The 19,509-nt window shown below is 32.7% G+C and carries 26 protein-coding genes; 14 read left to right on the top strand and 12 right to left on the bottom strand.

What is annotated here, in order from left to right; translation table 11 throughout:
• Nucleotides 1–33 precede the first annotated feature (33 nt).
• Nucleotides 34–990: a 3-hydroxyacyl-CoA dehydrogenase family protein gene (locus ACAM25_RS12530; protein WP_369610038.1), complete on the top strand. Its 957-nt coding sequence runs from the start codon at nt 34–36 to the stop codon at nt 988–990.
• Nucleotides 991–993: 3 nt separating this feature from the next.
• On the opposite strand, the gene ACAM25_RS12535 is transcribed toward ACAM25_RS12530, so the two are convergent.
• Nucleotides 994–1,551: a cupin domain-containing protein gene (locus ACAM25_RS12535; protein WP_369610039.1), complete on the bottom strand. Its 558-nt coding sequence runs from the start codon at nt 1,549–1,551 to the stop codon at nt 994–996.
• A gap of 33 nt (nt 1,552–1,584) precedes the next feature.
• Here ACAM25_RS12535 and ACAM25_RS12540 point away from each other — a divergent pair, with 33 nt between their 5' ends.
• Nucleotides 1,585–1,779 carry a hypothetical protein gene (locus ACAM25_RS12540; protein WP_369610040.1) on the top strand — a complete coding sequence of 65 codons (195 nt, stop codon included), beginning with the start codon at nt 1,585–1,587 and terminating at the stop codon, nt 1,777–1,779.
• Here ACAM25_RS12540 and ACAM25_RS12545 read toward each other — a convergent pair.
• The gene (locus tag ACAM25_RS12545) at nt 1,760–2,314 is read right to left on the bottom strand and encodes a hypothetical protein (RefSeq protein ID WP_369610041.1); all 555 of its coding nucleotides are present in this window, start codon (nt 2,312–2,314) and stop codon (nt 1,760–1,762) included. The two genes, ACAM25_RS12540 and ACAM25_RS12545, sit on opposite strands and share 20 nt — an antisense overlap.
• Nucleotides 2,315–2,364: 50 nt before the next feature.
• Here ACAM25_RS12545 and ACAM25_RS12550 point away from each other — a divergent pair, with 50 nt between their 5' ends.
• Nucleotides 2,365–2,754 (top strand): hypothetical protein, encoded by a 390-nt coding sequence (locus tag ACAM25_RS12550; protein WP_369610042.1) that lies wholly within the window; start codon nt 2,365–2,367, stop codon nt 2,752–2,754.
• Between the two features lie 79 nt (nt 2,755–2,833).
• Nucleotides 2,834–3,322, top strand: a complete 489-nt coding sequence (locus tag ACAM25_RS12555) for an adenosine-specific kinase (protein WP_369610043.1) — start codon at nt 2,834–2,836, stop codon at nt 3,320–3,322.
• Here the strand turns inward: ACAM25_RS12555 and ACAM25_RS12560 are convergent.
• A complete protein-coding gene (locus tag ACAM25_RS12560; protein ID WP_369610044.1) occupies nt 3,251–3,691 on the bottom strand; it encodes a DUF309 domain-containing protein in 441 nt (146 codons plus the stop codon). The two genes, ACAM25_RS12555 and ACAM25_RS12560, sit on opposite strands and share 72 nt — an antisense overlap.
• A gap of 44 nt (nt 3,692–3,735) precedes the next feature.
• On the opposite strand from ACAM25_RS12560, the gene ACAM25_RS12565 reads away from it, so the two are divergent.
• Nucleotides 3,736–4,086: a hypothetical protein gene (locus tag ACAM25_RS12565; protein WP_369610045.1), complete on the top strand. Its 351-nt coding sequence runs from the start codon at nt 3,736–3,738 to the stop codon at nt 4,084–4,086.
• Nucleotides 4,087–4,116: 30 nt separating this feature from the next.
• Complete coding sequence (gene amrS, locus ACAM25_RS12570; RefSeq protein ID WP_369610046.1) at nt 4,117–5,172, top strand: AmmeMemoRadiSam system radical SAM enzyme; 1,056 nt, start codon at nt 4,117–4,119, stop codon at nt 5,170–5,172.
• Nucleotides 5,173–5,175: 3 nt separating this feature from the next.
• Here amrS and ACAM25_RS12575 read toward each other — a convergent pair whose 3' ends face one another.
• Nucleotides 5,176–5,949 (bottom strand): enoyl-CoA hydratase/isomerase family protein, encoded by a 774-nt coding sequence (locus ACAM25_RS12575; protein WP_369610047.1) that lies wholly within the window; start codon nt 5,947–5,949, stop codon nt 5,176–5,178.
• A 92-nt stretch (nt 5,950–6,041) separates the two neighbouring features.
• On the opposite strand from ACAM25_RS12575, the gene ACAM25_RS12580 reads away from it, so the two are divergent.
• Nucleotides 6,042–6,599 (top strand): hypothetical protein, encoded by a 558-nt coding sequence (locus ACAM25_RS12580; protein ID WP_369610048.1) that lies wholly within the window; start codon nt 6,042–6,044, stop codon nt 6,597–6,599.
• Nucleotides 6,600–6,829: 230 nt separating this feature from the next.
• On the opposite strand, the gene cyoE is transcribed toward ACAM25_RS12580, so the two are convergent.
• From cyoE to ACAM25_RS12600, 4 genes are all read right to left on the bottom strand, one after another.
• Nucleotides 6,830–7,705, bottom strand: a complete 876-nt coding sequence (cyoE, locus tag ACAM25_RS12585; RefSeq protein WP_369611690.1) for a heme o synthase — start codon at nt 7,703–7,705, stop codon at nt 6,830–6,832.
• 68 nt (nt 7,706–7,773) lie between these two features.
• On the bottom strand, nt 7,774–8,694 hold the full coding sequence (locus ACAM25_RS12590) for a homoserine dehydrogenase (protein WP_369610049.1): 921 nt from the start codon (nt 8,692–8,694) through the stop codon (nt 7,774–7,776).
• On the bottom strand, nt 8,691–9,362 hold the full coding sequence (locus tag ACAM25_RS12595; protein ID WP_369610050.1) for a B3/4 domain-containing protein: 672 nt from the start codon (nt 9,360–9,362) through the stop codon (nt 8,691–8,693). Before ACAM25_RS12595 ends, ACAM25_RS12590 begins: the two co-directional genes overlap by 4 nt.
• A 3-nt stretch (nt 9,363–9,365) precedes the next feature.
• Nucleotides 9,366–9,749 carry a CopG family ribbon-helix-helix protein gene (locus tag ACAM25_RS12600; RefSeq protein WP_369610051.1) on the bottom strand — a complete coding sequence of 128 codons (384 nt, stop codon included), beginning with the start codon at nt 9,747–9,749 and terminating at the stop codon, nt 9,366–9,368.
• A gap of 30 nt (nt 9,750–9,779) precedes the next feature.
• Here ACAM25_RS12600 and tldD point away from each other — a divergent pair, with 30 nt between their 5' ends.
• Genes tldD through ACAM25_RS12615 form a run of 3 tightly spaced genes read left to right on the top strand, consistent with a single transcriptional unit; the run spans nt 9,780 to nt 12,833 of the window.
• Nucleotides 9,780–11,126 (top strand): zinc metalloprotease TldD, encoded by a 1,347-nt coding sequence (gene tldD / locus ACAM25_RS12605; protein WP_369610052.1) that lies wholly within the window; start codon nt 9,780–9,782, stop codon nt 11,124–11,126.
• Complete coding sequence (locus ACAM25_RS12610; RefSeq protein ID WP_369610053.1) at nt 11,119–12,363, top strand: TldD/PmbA family protein; 1,245 nt, start codon at nt 11,119–11,121, stop codon at nt 12,361–12,363. Before tldD ends, ACAM25_RS12610 begins: the two co-directional genes overlap by 8 nt.
• Before the next feature lie 41 nt (nt 12,364–12,404).
• A complete protein-coding gene (locus tag ACAM25_RS12615; protein WP_369610054.1) occupies nt 12,405–12,833 on the top strand; it encodes a universal stress protein in 429 nt (142 codons plus the stop codon).
• Nucleotides 12,834–12,841: 8 nt separating this feature from the next.
• On the opposite strand, the gene ACAM25_RS12620 is transcribed toward ACAM25_RS12615, so the two are convergent.
• Both ACAM25_RS12620 and ACAM25_RS12625 read right to left on the bottom strand, forming a co-directional pair.
• The gene (locus ACAM25_RS12620) at nt 12,842–13,528 is read right to left on the bottom strand and encodes a biotin--[acetyl-CoA-carboxylase] ligase (protein WP_369610055.1); all 687 of its coding nucleotides are present in this window, start codon (nt 13,526–13,528) and stop codon (nt 12,842–12,844) included.
• Complete coding sequence (locus ACAM25_RS12625) at nt 13,515–14,573, bottom strand: L-threonylcarbamoyladenylate synthase (RefSeq protein WP_369610056.1); 1,059 nt, start codon at nt 14,571–14,573, stop codon at nt 13,515–13,517. The genes ACAM25_RS12620 and ACAM25_RS12625 overlap by 14 nt, the downstream gene beginning before the upstream one ends.
• Before the next feature lie 277 nt (nt 14,574–14,850).
• Between ACAM25_RS12625 and ACAM25_RS12630 the strand changes: the two genes are divergently transcribed.
• Nucleotides 14,851–15,375, top strand: a complete 525-nt coding sequence (locus ACAM25_RS12630) for an NADH-quinone oxidoreductase subunit B (RefSeq protein WP_369610057.1) — start codon at nt 14,851–14,853, stop codon at nt 15,373–15,375.
• Here ACAM25_RS12630 and ACAM25_RS12635 read toward each other — a convergent pair.
• Entirely contained in the window at nt 15,348–15,875 is a 528-nt protein-coding gene (locus ACAM25_RS12635) for a hypothetical protein (protein WP_369610058.1), read from the bottom strand. The two genes, ACAM25_RS12630 and ACAM25_RS12635, sit on opposite strands and share 28 nt — an antisense overlap.
• 291 nt (nt 15,876–16,166) lie before the next feature.
• Here ACAM25_RS12635 and ACAM25_RS12640 point away from each other — a divergent pair, with 291 nt between their 5' ends.
• Nucleotides 16,167–17,315, top strand: coding sequence for a M20 family metallopeptidase (locus ACAM25_RS12640; RefSeq protein ID WP_369610059.1), 1,149 nt, complete (start codon nt 16,167–16,169; stop codon nt 17,313–17,315).
• Here the strand turns inward: ACAM25_RS12640 and ACAM25_RS12645 are convergent.
• Nucleotides 17,301–18,551, bottom strand: coding sequence for an MFS transporter (locus ACAM25_RS12645; RefSeq protein ID WP_369610060.1), 1,251 nt, complete (start codon nt 18,549–18,551; stop codon nt 17,301–17,303). The two genes, ACAM25_RS12640 and ACAM25_RS12645, sit on opposite strands and share 15 nt — an antisense overlap.
• 153 nt (nt 18,552–18,704) lie before the next feature.
• On the opposite strand from ACAM25_RS12645, the gene ACAM25_RS12650 reads away from it, so the two are divergent.
• Nucleotides 18,705–19,250: a 2-oxoacid:acceptor oxidoreductase family protein gene (locus ACAM25_RS12650; protein ID WP_369610061.1), complete on the top strand. Its 546-nt coding sequence runs from the start codon at nt 18,705–18,707 to the stop codon at nt 19,248–19,250.
• The gene (locus tag ACAM25_RS12655; RefSeq protein WP_369610062.1) at nt 19,243–19,509 is read left to right on the top strand and encodes a 4Fe-4S binding protein; all 267 of its coding nucleotides are present in this window, start codon (nt 19,243–19,245) and stop codon (nt 19,507–19,509) included. The genes ACAM25_RS12650 and ACAM25_RS12655 overlap by 8 nt, the downstream gene beginning before the upstream one ends.

Genomic DNA, 19,509 nt, shown 5'->3' on the forward strand with positions numbered 1-19,509 from the left:
AAATACTTATACTGCTTATACTTTTTAAAAACTATGAGAGAGATAAAGACGGTTTCCGTAATAGGAGCTGGAGTTATAGGTGCTGGATGGAGTACACTATTAGCTTTAAAAGGGTACGAAAACTGGTTTTATACTGAAAAAAAAGAAACGTTAGATAAAGGATTAGCTAAAATTAAAGGCTATTTACAAGTTTTATATGATTATAAATTAGTAGATAAAGAGCCAGATTATTATTTACAAAAAGTTCATCCTACGACTAACCTCAATGAGGCTATAAACAATACGGACTTTGTACTTGAGGCCATAATTGAAGAATACGGCCCCAAAAAAGCATTATTTAGGCAGTTAGATGAAAAATTAGATAAAGACGTGGTACTAGCAAGTAGCACATCTGGATTATTAATGACTGAAATTCAAAAAGCTATGACTAGATATCCAGAAAGAGGTGTTATTGCTCACCCATGGAATCCTCCACATTTATTACCTTTAGTTGAGATAGTACCGGGAGAAAAAACTTCGCAAGAAACAATAAATGCTACAAAGGACTTTATGGAGAACAAACTTGAAAGAGTAGTTGTAGTACTAAAGAAAGAAATTCCAGGATTTATAGGAAATAGATTAGCCTTTGCATTATTTAGAGAAGCTGTTTATCTAGTTGATGAAGGAGTTGCAACAGTAGAAGATATAGATAAAGTAATGACTGCTGCAATTGGATTAAGATGGGCTTTCATGGGGCCATTCTTAACTTACCACTTAGGAGGAGGAGAAGGAGGACTTGAATATTTCTTTAGCAGAGGGTTTGGTTATGGTGCGAACGAATGGATGTATACTTTAGCAAAATATGATAAATTCCCATATACTGGAGTAGTAAAATCTGTACAACAAATGAAAGAGTATGAATTCTTAAAGAACAAGAGCTTCCAAGAATTATCTAGATGGAGAGACGAAAAATTGATTTCACTTATTAAGCTATTAAGAGGAAAGATTTGATTTTTATTCTTCTTCTTTAAATTCTAGTATTCCTAAATTCTCTAATAAACCAGAGTCTGTAACGTCAAATAGTATTGCTTCTTCTGTTTCAGAAGTGTTTACATGATAGTGTACTATGTTAGCCGGTACCACGAATACATCACCTTCTTCCCATTCTAGCTTTTTTCCCCCAACTACAGAGTAACCTTTTCCTTTTACTACTAAGTAAATAGATGCCATATTATGAGAATGAGGTTTTGTTGTGGCTTTAGGTGATAAATATTGGAAGCCAGGCATCATGGTTGGTGTAAGACCTCTAGATCTACCAGTGCTTGGGGAGTAGAGCATTACTTTAGCTACTCCCTTTTCTATTGGATTATCTTGAGCTAAAAGTTTGAGTAATTCCAAAATTTTATTAAACTTTATAACTTTAGGACTTATTTGAGGCGGTGGATTAGTATGTTCCATAAAGGCTACTATTTTAAGATCTTCAGTTTCATTTTCTATTTCAGAAATTATTTCTTTAGCTTTTTCCCTTATAATTTCAGATTGTTTATCGATTCGTTGGAGAGTTTTAGACATAAGTATAAATTGTATAAGTAGTTTAAAAAGATGATGGATATGATTAAATGTTACGTTATTATGGAAGGAAAGAAATGTGTTGAAATATGTGGAAGAGTCATTTGTGATGAAGAAACTGTAAAAAGTTATGGAGAAATGTGTGAAAAATGTGCAAGGGGAGATAAGAAATCGTGTGTGGAGCTTTATGAAAGATATGGTTGTTGGAGTATTACAGGCTGGTGGTTATGAGTATTGATAATAATGCGGACACGAGTCCAGCCATTACCATAAGTACAATTGTGAATATTTTCTCTCTTAACTCTCCTTCATAAAATATTCCTAAAACTGAAAGTGAACCAGCAGATAGTAAAATAGTTAAAGTAATATTTCTAAATAGAATGTAAATTAGAAGTGGAACTAAACCTATAAATGGAGAAAGCGTATGTGCAATTGTAGATAATATTACTCCTATCTTCATACTATAGTCATAAACTGTTCCTCTTAAAGATCTCATCATTTGTCTTTCTAGTTCCTTTAAATCTTCTTCTCTCTCTTTTAATTCTACGACTATTGTGTTCCACATCGACGAAAGAGAGACGCCAACTATTCCAGACAATGTTAGAGGAATTAGTTTAGGAATAGGAGTTTTTGCTATTGCAGATGAGACAATTATACTTAATGCTACTAATAATCCGTCAAAAGCTCCTAGAACTATATACCTTCGGAAAGAGGACTTATCGTCTCGTAAAATCATCTTAAAAGCTGTTAAAAGTTTTTGCGACACAGTAATACTTTAGATTGAACTTATATATTAGGTTTATGTAAAAAAAGCCAATGAATAAAACCATTTACTTGGGTTTGGCAATAATAGTCTTAATATTAACTGCAATTGGAGTTTATTCATTTAATTCATATAAAACTACAATAACAGTTAGTAATCTAGGAGGTTCAAGCATTAATGGGAAATATGAACTTATTGTGAAAATCTATGTAAATTATGGACCGTTTGGTGGTACTCATCCATTATCTTCTGCAGATGTTTGGCTCTACTTAAACGGTAAATATTATAATCAATCCTTGACTAATTCCCAAGGTGAAGTTATATTTTATGTTCCTCCAGGGAATTACACAGTATTTTTTACTGTGTTTCACATAACTAAAAATATAGTAGTGAACTCCAATACGGAGGTTGTCTTAAACTACGCATATCTAAAATCCTCGTGATGTAAACGGGAGTACAACTGATGAGTGATGAAGTGGTCCTCGACTGAAAAGTTTTTACTTTGTTTTCTAAGTATATAGTATGAGTGTAAAGATTGATGTAGTAAGGGTTGAGATACCAGAAGGTACTAATGTAATAATAGGTCAATCCCATTTCATAAAAACAGTTGAAGATTTATATGAAACTCTCGCTTCATCAAGCCCTCATTTAAAGTTTGGAATTGCTTTTTGTGAAGCTAGTGGAAAAAGGTTAATAAGATGGGACGGAAATGATGAGGAATTAATAAAAATAGCACAACAAACAGCCTTAAGAATAGGTGCTGGACATACTTTTGTAATTTATATAAAGAACGGATTTCCAATTAACGTTTTAAACAGAATAAAGAATGTGGAAGAAGTAGTAAGAATATTTGCAGCAACTGCAAATCCTCTTCAAGTTCTTGTAGCTGAGACTGATCAAGGTAGAGGAGTAATCGGAGTAGTTGATGGTTATACTCCTTTAGGGATTGAGACAGAAAGTGATATAAAAGAGAGGAAGGAGCTCCTCAGGAAGTTCGGATATAAAAGATAAAGCTTTCTCAAGCAATAAATCTGAAACTTCTTTTTCTCCTTTACAGTACTTTACCATTGAAGCTGAAAGTAAAATGAGAGCTTGAAGGTATTTTCTCTTTTTCTCATCTTTTTCTATTTTCCATTTTTCCTCTAACGTTTCATGAGACTCCCAAAATCTTGCGTTAAAAAACAAATTCTCAAATGAATCTTTTCCTCCTATAAATAATGGGTTTCCTAAAATCTCTGTGATTCTATCATTTTCGTAAGCATCAATTTCAACATATTTACAGATTCTAACATCAATTACGTTTATTTCTTCCTTCCTAAGTTTTTCCTTAATAGACACATCACAACAACCTTTAGGGTAAAAATAAATTACTCGTTTCACCCGTTAATTTTTAAAGGAATAAATAAAAGTCTTATCGAACGAAGTTGGCGTTTAAGAAATTTTATGAAGAAGGAAAAGAGGTAGATTATGAAATTGACAATCCAGTAAGCCTTGATGAAATATGGGAACCTCTGGATGAAATATTCAACTCATTAAAAGATGTTAATGTGGTAGATGTATATTATAAAGAGGTTGAAATTAATGAAAACACATCTTATCCTACCGTGATTGTTGATATTTATAATAATGATGGTTCAAATCCAGTATACTTAATTTATGTTAAAGAACTAGATGAATTCTCTTGGAAAGAATTAAAAAGCAAAATTGTCCAGAAATATAAAGATAAATTAAATGTTTGTGATGAAGATGAGATGTATGTTTCATTTTGTTCATAGTTTTTATTTTTGGAAAGTTAAAAGATACATATGGGAAAGGAGGCTGTCCTATATAAGATAGAAGGAAACAAAATTAGATGCGTAGCCTGTGCGAGGAGATGTTTAATTGGAGAAGGGCAAATTGGATTTTGTGGTGTTAGATCTGTTCGTAACGGAAAATTATACTTAGATGTTTATGGAAAAGTTGCCGCTGCACATGTCGATCCTATTGAGAAAAAACCATTAGTTCACTTTTATCCTGGGTCAAAAGTGTTTTCCTTCTCTACTTTTGGCTGTAATTGGATGTGTATGTATTGTCAAAACTTTGATATTAGTCAAAGAAGAAGAGCCGAGGGTACTAATGTAACACCAGAAGAGTTAGTTGAAATGGCTTTAGCTTATGATGCAGAGGGTATGACATATACTTATAATGAACCGGCAATAATTGCTGAATTTGCACACGATACTGGAGTCATAGCAAGAAAGAAGGGATTATTTAACACAATGGTTACTAATGGTTATTGGACCCCAGAATTAGTAGATTACGTAAAAGACTTCCTTGATGCAGCAACAGTTGATTTTAAGGGAAACGGAGAACCTAAATTTATGAAAAGATATACTGGAGCTTCTGGACCAGAACCAATAATAGAAACTATAAAGGGACTTAAAGAAAAGGGAATACATGTTGAAATCACAGATCTTATTGTACCTCAAATTGGTGACAACTTAGAGGCAGCAAAATCACTTTTAAGCAAAATCATGGATATTTTAGGTCCAGATGTACCAGTTCATTTCCTTAGGTTTCACCCTGATTATAAGCTTGATTATCTTCCATGGACACCTGTTGAAACCCTTGAAGCACATTATAAATTGGCTAAAGAAATGGGTTTCAGATATGTTTATATTGGTAATGTCCCAGGACATCCTTATGAAAACACTTATTGCCCTAATTGTGGAAGAATGGTAATTAGGAGAGAAGGTTTTAGAATTTTAGAGTGGCATTTAACTGAAGATATGAGATGTAAATATTGTGGATATAAGTTACCGATTGTAGGAAAACTATCAAAGCATGCATTTGAAGATAGGTTTGAAGAAGTATATTTATAAAAATCATTTACCTTTAAATTGGGCTTTTCTCTTTTCTAAGAAGGCATTAACTCCCTCTTTTTCATCTTCCGTACTGAACACAACTCCCCATCCTAGGCTTTCCATATTTAATCCAGCCAATATTGGTAAATCTATTCCTTGATTTACTAAAAGCTTAATTAAAGCTACGGAAACTGGTGGCTTTTCAGCAAGTTTCATTGCAAAGTTTCTGGTTTCTTGTTCTAAGTTAGCTAAAGGCACAACCTTATTAACTAACCCTATTCTTTCAGCCTCTTTTGCTGGAATCCTATCCCCAGTAAGCATCATTTCTAAAGCTTTTCCTTTCCCTACAAGCCTTACTAACCTTTGTGTTCCACCAAATCCCGGATAAATACCAAGATTTATTTCTGGTAAACCTAATTGAGCTTCTTCAGCAGCAATCCTTATATCGCATGCCATAGCTAACTCTAAACCTCCACCTAAAGCATAACCGTTTATCATAGCTATTGTAGGCTTATTTACGTTTTCAATATAGTCCATAAGTTCTCTTCCACTTTTAGCAAACTGCCATGCTGTATAGCCATTTAATTCTTTAAACTGAGATATGTCAGCACCAGCTGAAAATGCCTTGCCGTTTCCAGTTATAATTATTACTTTTACTTCTTGATCAGCTAAAAATTCATCAATACCTTGCCTAAGTTCCTTAATCATTTGCTGATTTATTGCGTTTAATCTATCTGGTCTATTTAAATAAATCCACCCTAGGGGGGCTTCTTTTTTAACAACAATTGTTTCCATAAGATCTACATAGAGATCAAGCTTAAAAATAATGAAGTTTAACTAAAACTCTTTGAAAAATGCTTTTAAGATCTTACTCAATAAAAATAATTATGAAAAAAGACTTAAGACCATTGTTATTCTCTTCTATTGCGATTGTTCCAATTGGAGGAAGTACAATTTCTTCTTATATTTTATCTGATTATTTAAGGGATTTCTTCGAGACTTTAAGATATCTTCCACTAATATGGGGACTGTCAACCTTATCATCCTTCTTAGTCGCTTATTATTATTTTAGACAATGGATGTTTGAAATTCTAGCCGTTGTAATAGTAGCCCCTATTTTAGTTTCTTTTATAAATAGTAAAAGATTTGAGAATATTAAAATAGATGTAAATGAATATTACATTGAAATAAAATTTGAAGTTCCTATGAAAAGATTATCCTTTGATAATCCATCAACCTTATTTGAATACGTTTTTGACAAAGCTCTTAAGAAGATCAAACCCCCATATTTATTTAAATTAAGGAGCTTAGATAATTGTGGGAATTTGAAAGTAGTTCCAAGGGAGAATTCAATTATATTAAGAAAACGATGTGGTGATACTGTTGTTGAAATAATTATATCAAATAATGATAAGGCTGATCTAAAAGTAACAATGACTTATTAAATTCATGTGTAACTGAAGATCAAATCTGTAGACAAAGCGCTTGAAACTCTCTGAAACAAAGAAAGGAAGTCTGAACCATTAAAATTATTTGGGCAATTTGGGTTTTTATTACGAATTGTATTTCATTAGCTTTATCAGTTTTATTTAAACATATGGTCAAATCTTATATGCTAAAAATTACTTATATGATAGAATTTTAAAAATTATTTAAACTTGAAGAAATATTTAACTTAGATTAGTTTTATTACAATTAATGTAATTAATATTATAGCTAAATAAGGAGAAGATAACTTAAACGATTCCCAAGCTTCCTCTGCAGTTGGATTTCTATATAGTTTAAACGAGGTATATAATAGCATTACAGATGCTAATAGAGCAACAATAGTGTAGATTAAACCAACATATAATCCAATTAATAGTGCAAATGGTATCATTAAAGCATTAGATACTGCAATAGCTTTAGCTGAAGTTTTTTCATCTTTTAGAACTGGTAACATTGGTATTTCAGCGTTTTTATAATCATCTCTAAATCTTAACGCTAAGGACCAGAAGTGACCCGGAGTCCACATGAATATTAAGAAACCTAATAGGAAAGATAAGAGTGTAAAAGTGTCACTACTTGCTGCAAAACCAGCCCACGCTGACGCGCTACCAGCAAAACCACCTATTACTATATTCCACCAAGTTCTAGGTTTTAGCCATATAGAATAGATGACCACATAGATAAATGAACCTAATGCTATAAATAATGCAGTTAATGGATTAGCTAAAAATCCTAATAAGGTCCCAGCAACGATAAATATTGCACCCACCATATAAGCTTCTCTTTTTCCAACTTCACCCTTAACAGTAGGCCTCCATGAGGTTCTCTTCATTTTACTATCTCTTTCAATCTCCAGTCCTCCGTTAATTATCATTCCTCCTCCAGCAGCTAAACTCCCACCAATTAGTACAGCTAGAAAGCTAATTATAATGCTTGTAATATTAACTACCTTAGGTAATCCTAATACAAACCCAGCAATAGCAGCTAAATCCAACAAACTAATAACTCTGGGTTTTGAAAGCTTAATGTAATCAACTAGTTTCCTTGAAATATTTATTGACATGAGTCTCACGTATATTTTTGTATTTTACGTACTTAAATATTTTCTTAAATAATTACTAGTAAAGAAAATTACAAGCAATTTCTCTTTAAAAGAATCAGATCAGATAAAGCTGCATATGCTGCATTTAAAGGTCCAGCTCCAGGTCCTCTAATCAGAATAGTCTGAATATCAGTAGTTATCTCTAAGGCATTTTCTACTCCGTCGACTGAGTACAAAGGATCCTCTGGATCAAGTATTTTAGGCTTAACCCAAACGTCGTTTTCGTCTCCATAAGCTATTAACTTTACTTTTCCTTGCTTAGGCAAATCCTTATTGATTCCCTCAAACTTTACATTATGAATGGTAACGTTCTTGTTTAACATGTAATTTGCTAAAATTGTAACTTTCGCTGCTGCATCAAAGCCATTAATATCTAAAGTTGGGTCTTCTTCTGCATAACCTCTTCTTTGAGCTTCTTTTAATGCTTCCTCAAAACTACTCCCTTTGCTCATAAGGGTTAATATAAAGTTCGTTGTCCCATTAAGTATTCCTCTAATTCTTTTAACCTCACTAGCTGGAAGTACTCTATAAAGATTTATTGATGGAGTACCACTCATTACTGTACCTTGAAAACCAATTTTTACACCTTTTGATTTAGCTAGGCTAAAGATTTCGTTATATGCCAAAGCTAATGGGGCTTTGTTAGTAGTTATTATGCTAACTCTGTCTTTGATTGCATCCTTATACAGAGAAAGAGAGGGTTCCCCATCTTTATAATTTGCTGAAGAAACATCTATTATAACGTCAGGCTTTACAATTTCATAAGCTTTAAACACGTCTCCCTGCATGTCGGCTGTAAATTCCTCCTTATCTTTTAGCATTATTCCTTTCCTTGTTACTATCCCAGCAATTTCTACGTCGTTTAGCTCAGTGACTTTGTTTTTCTTTTCGTGGAGTAATTTCCTAAATGATTTTCCCACATTTCCAAATCCAAAGAGTAATAGTTTCATGCTATATTCACCACACCATCCCATTTTCCATTTGCGTATTTTACGAGTAGCTCAGCAGTTAATTTAGCAGCTCTTATTACTAAATCTTTCTCTACTCCTGGAACACCAGCTGAAACTATGAGCACATTTTTCGTCTCTAACATAATGTTAGTTAATGTGGAGTCTCTATGTGGGTAAATGTGCATCACTTTTCCACTGTCATCAACCATAATAGGAATATTAGGATTAATTTTCTCTGGTTCCTTTTTCCCTATACCATAAAAAAATTCATTTCCTTTACTTAGAATAATCTTAGGATTTCCTATTATTTTATCCATGTCATATAAGCCAATCGGGACTAAAGTTTCTGTACTAACAATATTTCCAGCATCAACCACGTTATTTATTCTAGGTAATTTTCCATTTCTTGCTACTCTTCTTCTCAATGCCTCACCACTAGGTCTAGTTTTAGTTGGATCTATGCCAATTTTCCAATAAAAGTCTCTATATGCTCTTACTACTGGATTATCCTTAAGGGAGTCTGGATTTTCACTTCTATATTTTTCTTCTATCTTTTGTAATTCTTTTTCTATTTCGTTATTTTCTTTTTCTACTTTAACATTATGAACTTCGGTAAAACCAACAAATATTCCTAATTTCTTTGCATCTTCATATACTTTAACAATCATAGTTTATGTTTCTGGTGTGGAGACAATAAACCTTACTTTTTTAACCCCTTTGATTTGTGATAGCTTGCTAGTTAGTTCAACTAAATCCTTCTTTTTTCCTTTTACAGCGATAGCCTCAATGCATTGTTGACCAACATGAATATGTAAAACTGAAATTATTTTATCCTCATGTTCATGCTGAAACTTAGTTACTTCAGTTGCATCTTCATCATAAACCAGGTTAATTATACCATAAACGAAGCTATCACTATCTTCATTTTCATCGAGATAATTTCTTAGTGAAACTTGAAACACTTTACTTCTATCTACTACTTGTTTTTCTCTCAAATACCTCTCTAGTCTCTCATATAATTCTCTAGGTATAGAAATGCTAATCTTTTCGCTCATTTATATAAACTACTCATCAGAGTAAAATATATGGATTTATTAAAAAAGGCTGAAGAACTAGGAGCCACTTTTGCTGACCTTAGAGTAATGAAAATTAAAGAATTATCTCTAACCGTAACAGAAGATAGAGAAATTATTAACACTAATGGAGTTGATGAAGGTTTTTCTCTTAGAGTTCTTTATAGAAATAATTGGGGATATAAGTCTGGTACTAGAGAAATAAATGAAGAAGATTTACAGGATGCAATTAACGTAAGTTATGGAGATGAAAAGGTCAACATAGTTTATGTTCCTCCAAAAAAGGATAAAGTAGATATCAAGGTTAAATACGAATTTAATAAGTCTATCTCTGAAAAACTTAACGATTTAAAAAAACTCAGAGAAAGCGTTTTCTCGCTTTCAGATAGGATAAAAAGCGTTAATATTCGATATTATGAAACGCATTATGATAAAGAGTATTATAGCACGGAAGACAGAGACATTAAACAAAAATATGTTGTTAGTGGTTTTTCAATAGTTGTTGTTGCAAGAGAAAATGACATAACTGCATCCGCTTATGTATCTAAATCCACATTTCAAGGTTATCCATTAGAAGTTTTTGATATAAATGAAGTTTTGGAAACTTTAAAAAGAAGAATTGAAGGACAACTTAAAGGTAAAACACCGAAAGCTGATAAGTATACCGTAATTTTAGCCCCAGAAGTTGTAGGAGTTTTTGCTCACGAGGCTGTAGGTCATTTAGCTGAGGCTGATTTGGCAGTTAACGGAATACTTTATGAGTTAAGGGGAAAGAAGATAGCAAATGATTACGTAAATATTGTTGATTCCCCTTACTTAGACTTTCCTATGGCAATTGGACTTACAGTTTATGACGACGAGGGAATTGAAGGTAGGGAAGTTTACATTATTAAAGATGGAGTTGTAAATGAGTTTCTCACTGACAGGTTTTATTCGGCTTATTTAGGACAAAAGCCTACTGGTAATGCGAGAGCTGAAGACTTCAGAAACCCAGTAATAATAAGAATGAGAAACACTTACATAATGCCCGGTAACTTCTCTTATGAGGAAATGATAAATGATATTAAGCAAGGCATATTACTTGTCTCTCCTAGAGGAGGTCAAACAAGTCCAGATGGTACTTTTCAATTTGGAATACAAGAGGCATATACAATAGAAAACGGGGAAATAAAAGAGCCTCTGAGAAATGTAGGAATAGCTGGGTATACAATAGAAACATTAAGGGATATTTCAGCAGTATCAAAAGAGTTTAATGTCTCACCGGGTTATTGTGGTAAGGATGGGCAAAGTGTGCCAGTAGGCGTTGGGGGACCTTATGTGAAAGTAAATAATATGAAGGTAGGTGGTGTAGTTGACTGATATATATATGATTATTCAACGAGCTAAGAATCAAGGCTTTTCAGCTGAAATTTTCATGGCTGAATTAAAGGAAGTTCAGATTAAACGAGAAAAACAGTATACTAACATGTATATTTTTGATAAAGGTTATGGAATAAGAGTTATAAAAGACGGTAAACTTGGTTTTGCTTATGGTAATAAGCTTGATAATCTTTTAGATTTAGCAATAGAAAGCTTAAATGCGTCAAAAGAGGATAAGTTTAACGTAATTCCGTCTCCAGAGAAAGTAAGCATAAATAATCTTAGATTCTTCAGCATTAATGAAGGAGAAGAAAAAATCAAAGAGCTTCTAAGTTTTGGGTCCGAAATTAGAGAACATGTAAATGTTGTGACTGAGTACTATGAAGCTATGAACATTAAAGTAAAAGTAGTAAATACAGAAGGGATAGACGTAGAAGAAGAAAGAAGCTTGTTAAGCCTTAGTATTAGCTTTAATGTAAAGTCTGATAAAGGTATTAGCCCAGAAATTTATGAGTATTCTAGCAGTAGGACATTAAACTTAGAACTTGAAAAGTTAAGAAATAAAATCCTACAAACTAAAGAAATATATGAAAGGGATAGATTACAACTAGGCCAACCTTTAACTGAGGGGATTTTCACTCCAAAGGCCTTATCCGAGCTATTTGCCCCTCTATTCTCTCACGCGATTTCTCTGGAAAACTACATAAGAGGGAAAACTTCATTAAATGAAGGAGAAATATTAAATGAAAATCTAGAAATAATTGATAACCCTCTAATCACAACGGCTCCATATAGTAGGTCATTTGATGCTGAAGGATTACCGTCAAAAGTTAATTATCTAATAAAGGAAGGAAAAGTAATCCAGTTTTTATCAAATACTTATTGGAGCCTTAAAGGTAATAGGGAGAATACACATTCAGCTACGAGATCTTATGCTACTATTCCATATATTGCTCCTACCATCTTGGATATAAACGTTAAGACCAAATGTGAAAGTGATGGAATTATTATTGACCAAGTTCAAGGAGTTCATACAAGTAATTTTGATACCGGAGAGTTTTCAGTAGTTATCCCGGTAGCGTGGAATGAAAAAGAAGGCAAAGCTTATAGGGAATTGAACTTATCTGGAAATTTAAAGGAATTTATAAAAGGAATTGAAGGAAGTTGTGGAGAAAAGGAAATTTATGGTAATTTAAGGGTTTCACCAATAAAGGTAAAGGGCGTAAATATCTTATAAAAGATTTAAATTCTATCTATCAGTTAAGAAAAGTGATAAATATGTTTAAAAAAATCCTCGTAGCATATGATGGTTCTGATCACGCTGCAAGAGCGTTAGATATCGGAATAGACTTAGCAAAAAGATATGAGGCAAAGCTTGACATAGTAGAGGTTGTTGATACTGCAGCATTATTAGGTATGGGAGTTGCCCCTATACCCGGAGAAGTAATACAGCAAGTTTACAATAAGGCAAAGAGTGATATTGATAATGCAAAGTCAAAGGCTCAGACTCAGGGAGTGAAAGAAGTGGAAGGAGTTGTTCTTGAAGGAGATCCCGCTACAGCAATTCTTGAATATGCTGGTAAAAATGGTATAGATTTGATTGTCACTGGAAGCAGAGGTCTCTCAACATTTAAGAGATTAATCTTAGGAAGTGTATCAACTAAGTTAGTTCAAGAAGCAAAAGTCCCTGTTTTAGTAGTTAAGTAAATTTTTTCTTATTCTTCAATTACTCTTAATACATCTTCAATTTCAAATATTCCGCAGTCTGTTACTAGTCTTCCATAATAATCTATAAACATAGCTACGCATTCTTTCTCATAATCTTTCCCAATTAGTTTTACTTTTTTATCCTTAATCGAAAGATATCTGTTTGTCTCATCAATAACTTCTTTTTCGCTTTTCTTCTCATAGTTTTTAATTTCTTCTATTATTTTTTCTAACAGAACATCATTGTTTACTTCCCTTTTTAATTCTATAAAGAGGGAAGTTGCTTTAATCTCTGCCGGTAAATCCTTTACGTTCGTGTCTACGCCTATTCCAATAAAAACTGTTGTATTGTTTCCTTCGGTCATTCCTTCGATAAGAATCCCGGATATCTTTCTATCTTTATAAACTATATCATTTGGCCATCTTATTTGTACATCTAAAAATTCTGAGAGGACTTTTCTTACAGCTAATGCACTCTTAAGAGTTAAAAATGGTATTCTTTCTGCTTCATAATTTTTTATAACATAGGTGAACCATAATCCTCCTTTAGGTGAGTACCATTCTCTTCTATATCTTCCTCTAGCCTTAGTTTGTTCCTCAGCTAATATAATAAATTCCTTTTCATTGATCATAGAGTATATAGCTTCAGCTAGGTCTTGAGTTGATGTTACACTAGGAAACTTAAAGACTAACATACTTATACACGTCATTAATATCTTTAACAATTGAAAAGCCTGACGCTTTTCTTGCCCTGTTCATTATAGCAAATCCTATTCCTCTTTCTGGGAATCCAATCATAAGACCTAGGTCTACATTTAACTTATCTAACTCTCTAAAGGAGTCAAATAAATTCCTAGCAACCTCATATAAGTTCTCATCACTTCCTAATATTAAATGAGGCAATGAGTCATATTCCTTACTCATCTCTTTAGTTATCAATACCGCAACCTTATACTTTTTAGCAACTAAATTAACAACATTTTTAAATATACTTCTATTTTCAACTAATAACATCTTAGTATTAGGCGCATAATGCTTATACTTCATTCCAGGGGCTAAGGCTATTTCGGCTTCTCCTTTGCCTTGTGCATATTCTGGGACTATTATATCTCCAAATAATTTTTTTAGTTCTTCAAATGTAAAAGGCCCTGGTCTTAGTAAGACTGGCGGATCTACAGTAACATTAACTATTGTTGATTCAACTCCAAAAAATGTATGCCCACCATCAATAATAATATCTACTCTACCGTTAATATCGGCTATAACATCTTCTGCTTTTGTTGGACTTGGTCTTGTAGCAAGATTTGCACTGGGTGCAGCTATTGGAACACCGCTTTCTCTTATCAATTGTAAAGCTATAGGATGTGCAGGCATTCTAACTGCAACTGTGTCGAGACCGGCTGTTACTTCTTTAGGAACTTTATCAGTCTTTTTAAGAACAAATGTTAATGGCCCGGGCCAAACTGTTTGAGCTATTTCTAAGACTTTATCTGGGATATCTCTGGCTATATCATAAAGTTGTTCAAAATCTGCTATATGTACTATTAGTGGATTATCAACTGGTCTATTTTTTGCTTGAAAAATCTTTAAGCATGCATTTCCGTCATAAGCATTAGCTCCTAAACCATACACAGTTTCAGTTGGAAATGCAACAGTTCCTCCTTTCCTTATTACTTCTGCAGCTATTCTAATTTTGTCTATTTCTGGATTCAAAGGATCTATCTTTATTATCTGAGTCATAAAAAATGTTAATAACGTATTGACTTTTAAATTTAATATAGTGATGAGGAACTTCCGAGAAGTAGACTTATGATGCCTGAGGCGCTCTATACTGATTGAGACTGATTGGTGATTGGTGAGGTGATCTCTGAGTAATGATGAAGGGCTTAAAAGCCCTTCCTAAAATTTAAATCTCTATTGAAGTGTATTTACATTTTTTACCATCGTTACTCAATTTGTACAACTCTTATTAACAAAAGGATTTTAAGCAAGAGGAGAATTGTAATTAGGGATTGTAATGGGTAATGAGCTACTCTTGACTGGAAACTTACAAGAGGTCTCTAAAAAAGCTATTGAATGGTTAATTAATAGAAGACCAATAAAGAACCTAATAGATTGGGGCATTTCGTTCTCTTTGTGGCCTCCTCATTTGACGACAAGTTGTTGTGGAACAGAGTTTGGAGCTTTTGCAGCAGCTAGATTCGATTCAGAGAGGTTTGGAGTTCTGCCTTTCTCTTCAGCTAGACAAACTAACTTATTAGTGATTGAAGGTACTCTGACAAGGAAAATGGCTAGAGCAGCAAAAATAGTTTATGACCAAATGCCAGAACCAAAGTGGGTTATAGCAATGGGTGCTTGTTCTTTAGAGGGAGGGATCTTCTGGAATTCTTACAACACAGTGCTTCCTTCAGAAATAGGTATTCCAGTAGATATTTATGCACCTGGATGCCCAACAAGACCAGAAGCATTAGCTAGGGCAATAATAACATTACAAAAAAGAATAAGAGGAAATGGTCAAATGGTAAAGGCTAAGTCTGCATAATCTATATCTATTACTTTTCCTTTTACAGCTTTCTTATATTCTGGTTCTATTTTTGCTGGTAAGTCCTCTACATCAATTCCGTTCCATAACCTTAGAAATTCTTTTATACCTTCAACCAATTCTTTTCTATTTGTTCCTATCACTGGCACATCATGTAAAATTAAAATTTTATCAGGTTTTCCTTTTTTGAAACCAAGAAAACGAAGCTCAGTAGTAAGAAACTTTTCTAGTTTTTTAGCTCGTAATGATACTACTACTTCATCCTCATCAATAAGTGAAGTTAGTCCTCCATCGTCTTTAAACGAAACAGTGTACTTATATCCAGTGTAAATTTTTTTGCCATTTAATAGAAATAATTCTCTAAGTTTAATTCCATCTTCATTATAAGATATAAAAACTGGATAATCATCAGCTAGTGAAGATACAAATTTCTTAGTCAATATAACATATTTTACTTCTGGTTTTAGTATTGAAGATATATCAATTCCCTGGAGTTTCATGATTAAAAATATGTAATCAAACCTTATCTTTTTTTCATTTAATCAAACTTTAATTTGCTTAAAAGTCATGTGAACAATTTTTAATATAGAAAAAATAGCTGAATTTAATCCTTATTTTATGATTGTACTCGTAATTAGTATTTCTTTCTAATGAACATTTATGTAAAATATAATTATAAATATCTACGACAAATTAAAAAGTTTTCAACATACTAATTTTTATATAATACTAGAACTATAACACTTAAATTCTATTTCTAATATTTATAATCTAAATACGAAACATATATTATGGAGCTTGAGGAATTAACTTCAAAACTAATCCAATTTCCTACGGTAAATCCACCTGGAGAGAAATTATCTGAATGTGCTTCTTTCATAAAGGATTATTTCCTGTCATACGGCTATTCTGCAAATATAATAGAGTTTGAAAAAGGATGGCCTATCGTTATTGTAGAGAACAAAAAGAAGAGCGGAAATACAGTTATGTTAAATGGGCATTACGATGTCGTTCCTACTGGCGATAAAAACAAATGGAAATATGATCCTTTTTCAGGAAAAATACTTGAGGATAAAGTTTATGGTAGAGGAAGTACTGATATGAAAGGAGGATTAGCAGTATTTATGAAAGTTTTCGTTGATGTTGCAGATAAAATAGATTATGATTTAATTTTTGTGGCTGTTCCAGATGAAGAGAGTGGAGGGGAAAAAGGATCTAAATACTTAGCTGAAAGATACTCTCCTAACCTTGTATTAATCTCAGAACCATCTGGTTCAGATTCTATAAATATAGGCGAAAAAGGATTGCTTCAAGTAAAATTAGTAGCTAACGGTAAAGTGGCTCATGGCAGTCTTCCCTCTTTGGGAGATAATGCAATAATGAAAATTGTCAGAGATCTTATTCAACTTGAGAAAATAAAAGACATTGAGATAAAAATTCCGGAAAACTTACTTGAACCAATGATTTCAAGGATTCCCTCTGAAATAGTAAAGGATGATGTGTTAAGAATCTCATTTAACCCGGGTGTAATTAAAGGCGGTGTAAAAGTTAATGTGGTACCAGACTACGCTGAAGTTGAAGTAGACATGAGAATTCCACCGGGAATAACTTCAAGTGAAGCATTAAAGCTAGTGAAAAGTTTAATTAAGTACAGTTCTGTTATACCTATAGATATTTCAGAACCTAACTATACTTCACCAGATAATGAGTTTATTATTAAATTAGAGAATATTATAAAAGAAGAACTTAAAATATCTCCTAAAAAATATATAATTACTGGAGCAACTGATGGAAGATACTTTAGATATAAAGGAATACCAACTATTATTTATGGTCCAGGGGAATTAGGATTAGCGCATTCATATGATGAATTTATAACCTTTAAGGAACTGAGAAACTCTTACGCCGTAATAAAAAGATATCTTTTAACCCTCTTCTAGATATCTAAATATTAAAGAAGAAACATAAAGCAAAATCCCAGCTATAATAAAGTCTATACCATAACTTAAATAATGTGTAATATAGCCAGAAAGTAAGCTGCCTATAAATAGAGAGATACCCACTACTGTACTATAAACTCCTAGGTTTTTGCCTTGAGATCTTTCTCCAACTATTTTAAATATCAAAGTATTAGAAGCTGAGTAAAATATTGCAAATGCAATTCCTGCAGCTAAAGGGTAAAATATAATTCCAAGTAATAGAATACCGAAACCGTTAAACAGTAATGCGCCTATCCCAAGAACAATGTAGGATGTTCCTCTTAGTAATAGAGACTTATGAGCTAAATCAGTTTCATTCTTTTCACTTATTATCCTTTCAACAACTCTAAAACCAACTATTTGAAACACCATACCAATAGTTATAACTAAAAGTGCTTCAGATTTGTCTAATCCTTTAACATAAAGGCTTGCTGGATAAACTGTATTGAATATACCACTACTTATGTAAAAAATTATAATTGCTATGTAAAGTAAAGGAATATAATTTATAGGTTTTCTTAATAATCTACTTAATCTAAATAATTTGAAATTATGAGGATTTGGCAAATGTAAAAACATTAAAGGTAAATGTAATAGTCTTGTAAAGAATGACTCTCTATGATGAAGAATTGCTGTTCTTTCAAATGTTATTATCGGATTTGGTAATATTTTTACTGAGATAGCTGTAGTTATTCCCATTATTAAAGCTAGTATGAAGATTATTTGAAAAATCCTTAAATATATTACTAGAAATGTAGATAGTAATAATCCTATTAGAGTTCCTATTGAGGAAAATAAAGAAAACCTAGAAAATAAAGATCCCCATTCTTTCTTCTCAGCAGATTCCATCACTAAAAGGTTGAATGGGGTTGTTGAAGCTGTGCTAGTGAATATTAACAATGAATAACCTAATGCTATTAAAGATAAATTCCTAGAATAAGATAAGAGTAATAAAGATACTGTAGTTCCAGAAAAGCTAATTAGAATTTGTTTTTTTCTGCTCATTTTATCAGCTCTAAATCCCCAAAAAATAGAAGATGGTATAAGAATTAAATTTCCTAAGGAAATTACATAGGCTACATCTATAGCATTACCTCCTAAAGAAATTATTTGTAATGTTATTAATGTGGAGATTGGTCCTATAGTAGCGTTATATGGTAATGTTAAGTAAAGCCATTTAGTGTCTCTCTTTATCAATCTGAGTTTAAACAGTACCAGTTGCTTTTAAAATTTCTCTTAGTATTTTAATTAAGCTTCTAATGTTTATGTTTAACAATGTTAATTTGATTAAGGGCTATCTTTAGTAAGTTAAGGTTTTTTTATAAAACGAGAAAATACTTATGTGATAAGATGCTTATAGAACTAGCATTAAGAGGTAGAGGAGGCCAAGGAGTAGTTACTGCTGGGGAGTTAATGGTAAAGGCCATGGTTATTGAAGATAAATATGCCCAATCAATTCCATTTTATGGTGGTGAGAGAAGAGGAGCACCAGTTGTCTCCTTCTTAAGACTTTCAGATCAACCAATTCTCTTACATAGAGAAGTTTATAATTCAGATGGCGTAGCAGTATTTGACCCTTCTCTTATTCAAATTATGAATATAACTGAAGGAATAAAAGAGAATGGATTTCTTTTAATAAATACTCCAGAAGCTAAAAAATGGTGGAAAAACGAATATATTATTGATGCAACTTCAATTGCAAAAGAACTAGGTTTAGTAGTTGCTGGATGGGCTGTTGTTAACACTACAATGATAGGCGCATTAGCAAAAGTCTTAGGTCAACCCTCACTTTCATCTTTAGAGGAGGCAGTAAAGGAAGAGTTTCCAGGTAAATTAGGTGAATTGAATGCAGAAGCTGTTGAAAGGGGGTATAAGGAGGTGAAAAAGGTTGATTAAAGTACCAGAAGGAATTCCAATAGCTAGACCAAAAATAGGCTCAGCTGGAAAAACTGGTTTATGGAGAGTAGAAAGACCAGAAATACATTATGACAAATGTACGAAATGTAGGCTTTGTGTGCTATATTGCCCAGAAAATACTATTGATTTGCTTGAGAACCTTTATCCTCAAATAGATTATGATTATTGCAAGGGTTGTGGTGTTTGTGCTCAAGTTTGTCCTACAAAAGCAATTGAAATGGTAAAGGAGGTGAAATAA

Origin of the sequence: Sulfurisphaera javensis (genome assembly GCF_041154675.1) — an archaeon.
Lineage (GTDB): Archaea > Thermoproteota > Thermoprotei_A > Sulfolobales > Sulfolobaceae > Sulfurisphaera > Sulfurisphaera javensis.

Coding starts and splice junctions, on each gene's coding strand:
- cyoE (WP_369611690.1), bottom strand. CDS start 7,705: ATGTCAATAAATATTTCAAGGAAACTAGTTGATTACATTAAGCTTTCA.
- tldD (WP_369610052.1), top strand. CDS start 9,780: ATGGATTTATTAAAAAAGGCTGAAGAACTAGGAGCCACTTTTGCTGAC.
- ACAM25_RS12635 (WP_369610058.1), bottom strand. CDS start 15,875: ATGAAACTCCAGGGAATTGATATATCTTCAATACTAAAACCAGAAGTA.
- ACAM25_RS12535 (WP_369610039.1), bottom strand. CDS start 1,551: ATGTCTAAAACTCTCCAACGAATCGATAAACAATCTGAAATTATAAGG.
- ACAM25_RS12600 (WP_369610051.1), bottom strand. CDS start 9,749: ATGAGCGAAAAGATTAGCATTTCTATACCTAGAGAATTATATGAGAGA.
- ACAM25_RS12595 (WP_369610050.1), bottom strand. CDS start 9,362: ATGATTGTTAAAGTATATGAAGATGCAAAGAAATTAGGAATATTTGTT.
- ACAM25_RS12530 (WP_369610038.1), top strand. CDS start 34: ATGAGAGAGATAAAGACGGTTTCCGTAATAGGAGCTGGAGTTATAGGT.
- ACAM25_RS12575 (WP_369610047.1), bottom strand. CDS start 5,949: ATGGAAACAATTGTTGTTAAAAAAGAAGCCCCCCTAGGGTGGATTTAT.
- ACAM25_RS12630 (WP_369610057.1), top strand. CDS start 14,851: ATGGGTAATGAGCTACTCTTGACTGGAAACTTACAAGAGGTCTCTAAA.
- ACAM25_RS12640 (WP_369610059.1), top strand. CDS start 16,167: ATGGAGCTTGAGGAATTAACTTCAAAACTAATCCAATTTCCTACGGTA.
- ACAM25_RS12550 (WP_369610042.1), top strand. CDS start 2,365: ATGAATAAAACCATTTACTTGGGTTTGGCAATAATAGTCTTAATATTA.
- ACAM25_RS12590 (WP_369610049.1), bottom strand. CDS start 8,694: ATGAAACTATTACTCTTTGGATTTGGAAATGTGGGAAAATCATTTAGG.
- amrS (WP_369610046.1), top strand. CDS start 4,117: ATGGGAAAGGAGGCTGTCCTATATAAGATAGAAGGAAACAAAATTAGA.
- ACAM25_RS12580 (WP_369610048.1), top strand. CDS start 6,042: ATGAAAAAAGACTTAAGACCATTGTTATTCTCTTCTATTGCGATTGTT.
- ACAM25_RS12615 (WP_369610054.1), top strand. CDS start 12,405: ATGTTTAAAAAAATCCTCGTAGCATATGATGGTTCTGATCACGCTGCA.
- ACAM25_RS12625 (WP_369610056.1), bottom strand. CDS start 14,573: ATGACTCAGATAATAAAGATAGATCCTTTGAATCCAGAAATAGACAAA.
- ACAM25_RS12620 (WP_369610055.1), bottom strand. CDS start 13,528: ATGTTAGTCTTTAAGTTTCCTAGTGTAACATCAACTCAAGACCTAGCT.
- ACAM25_RS12540 (WP_369610040.1), top strand. CDS start 1,585: ATGGATATGATTAAATGTTACGTTATTATGGAAGGAAAGAAATGTGTT.
- ACAM25_RS12555 (WP_369610043.1), top strand. CDS start 2,834: ATGAGTGTAAAGATTGATGTAGTAAGGGTTGAGATACCAGAAGGTACT.
- ACAM25_RS12650 (WP_369610061.1), top strand. CDS start 18,705: ATGCTTATAGAACTAGCATTAAGAGGTAGAGGAGGCCAAGGAGTAGTT.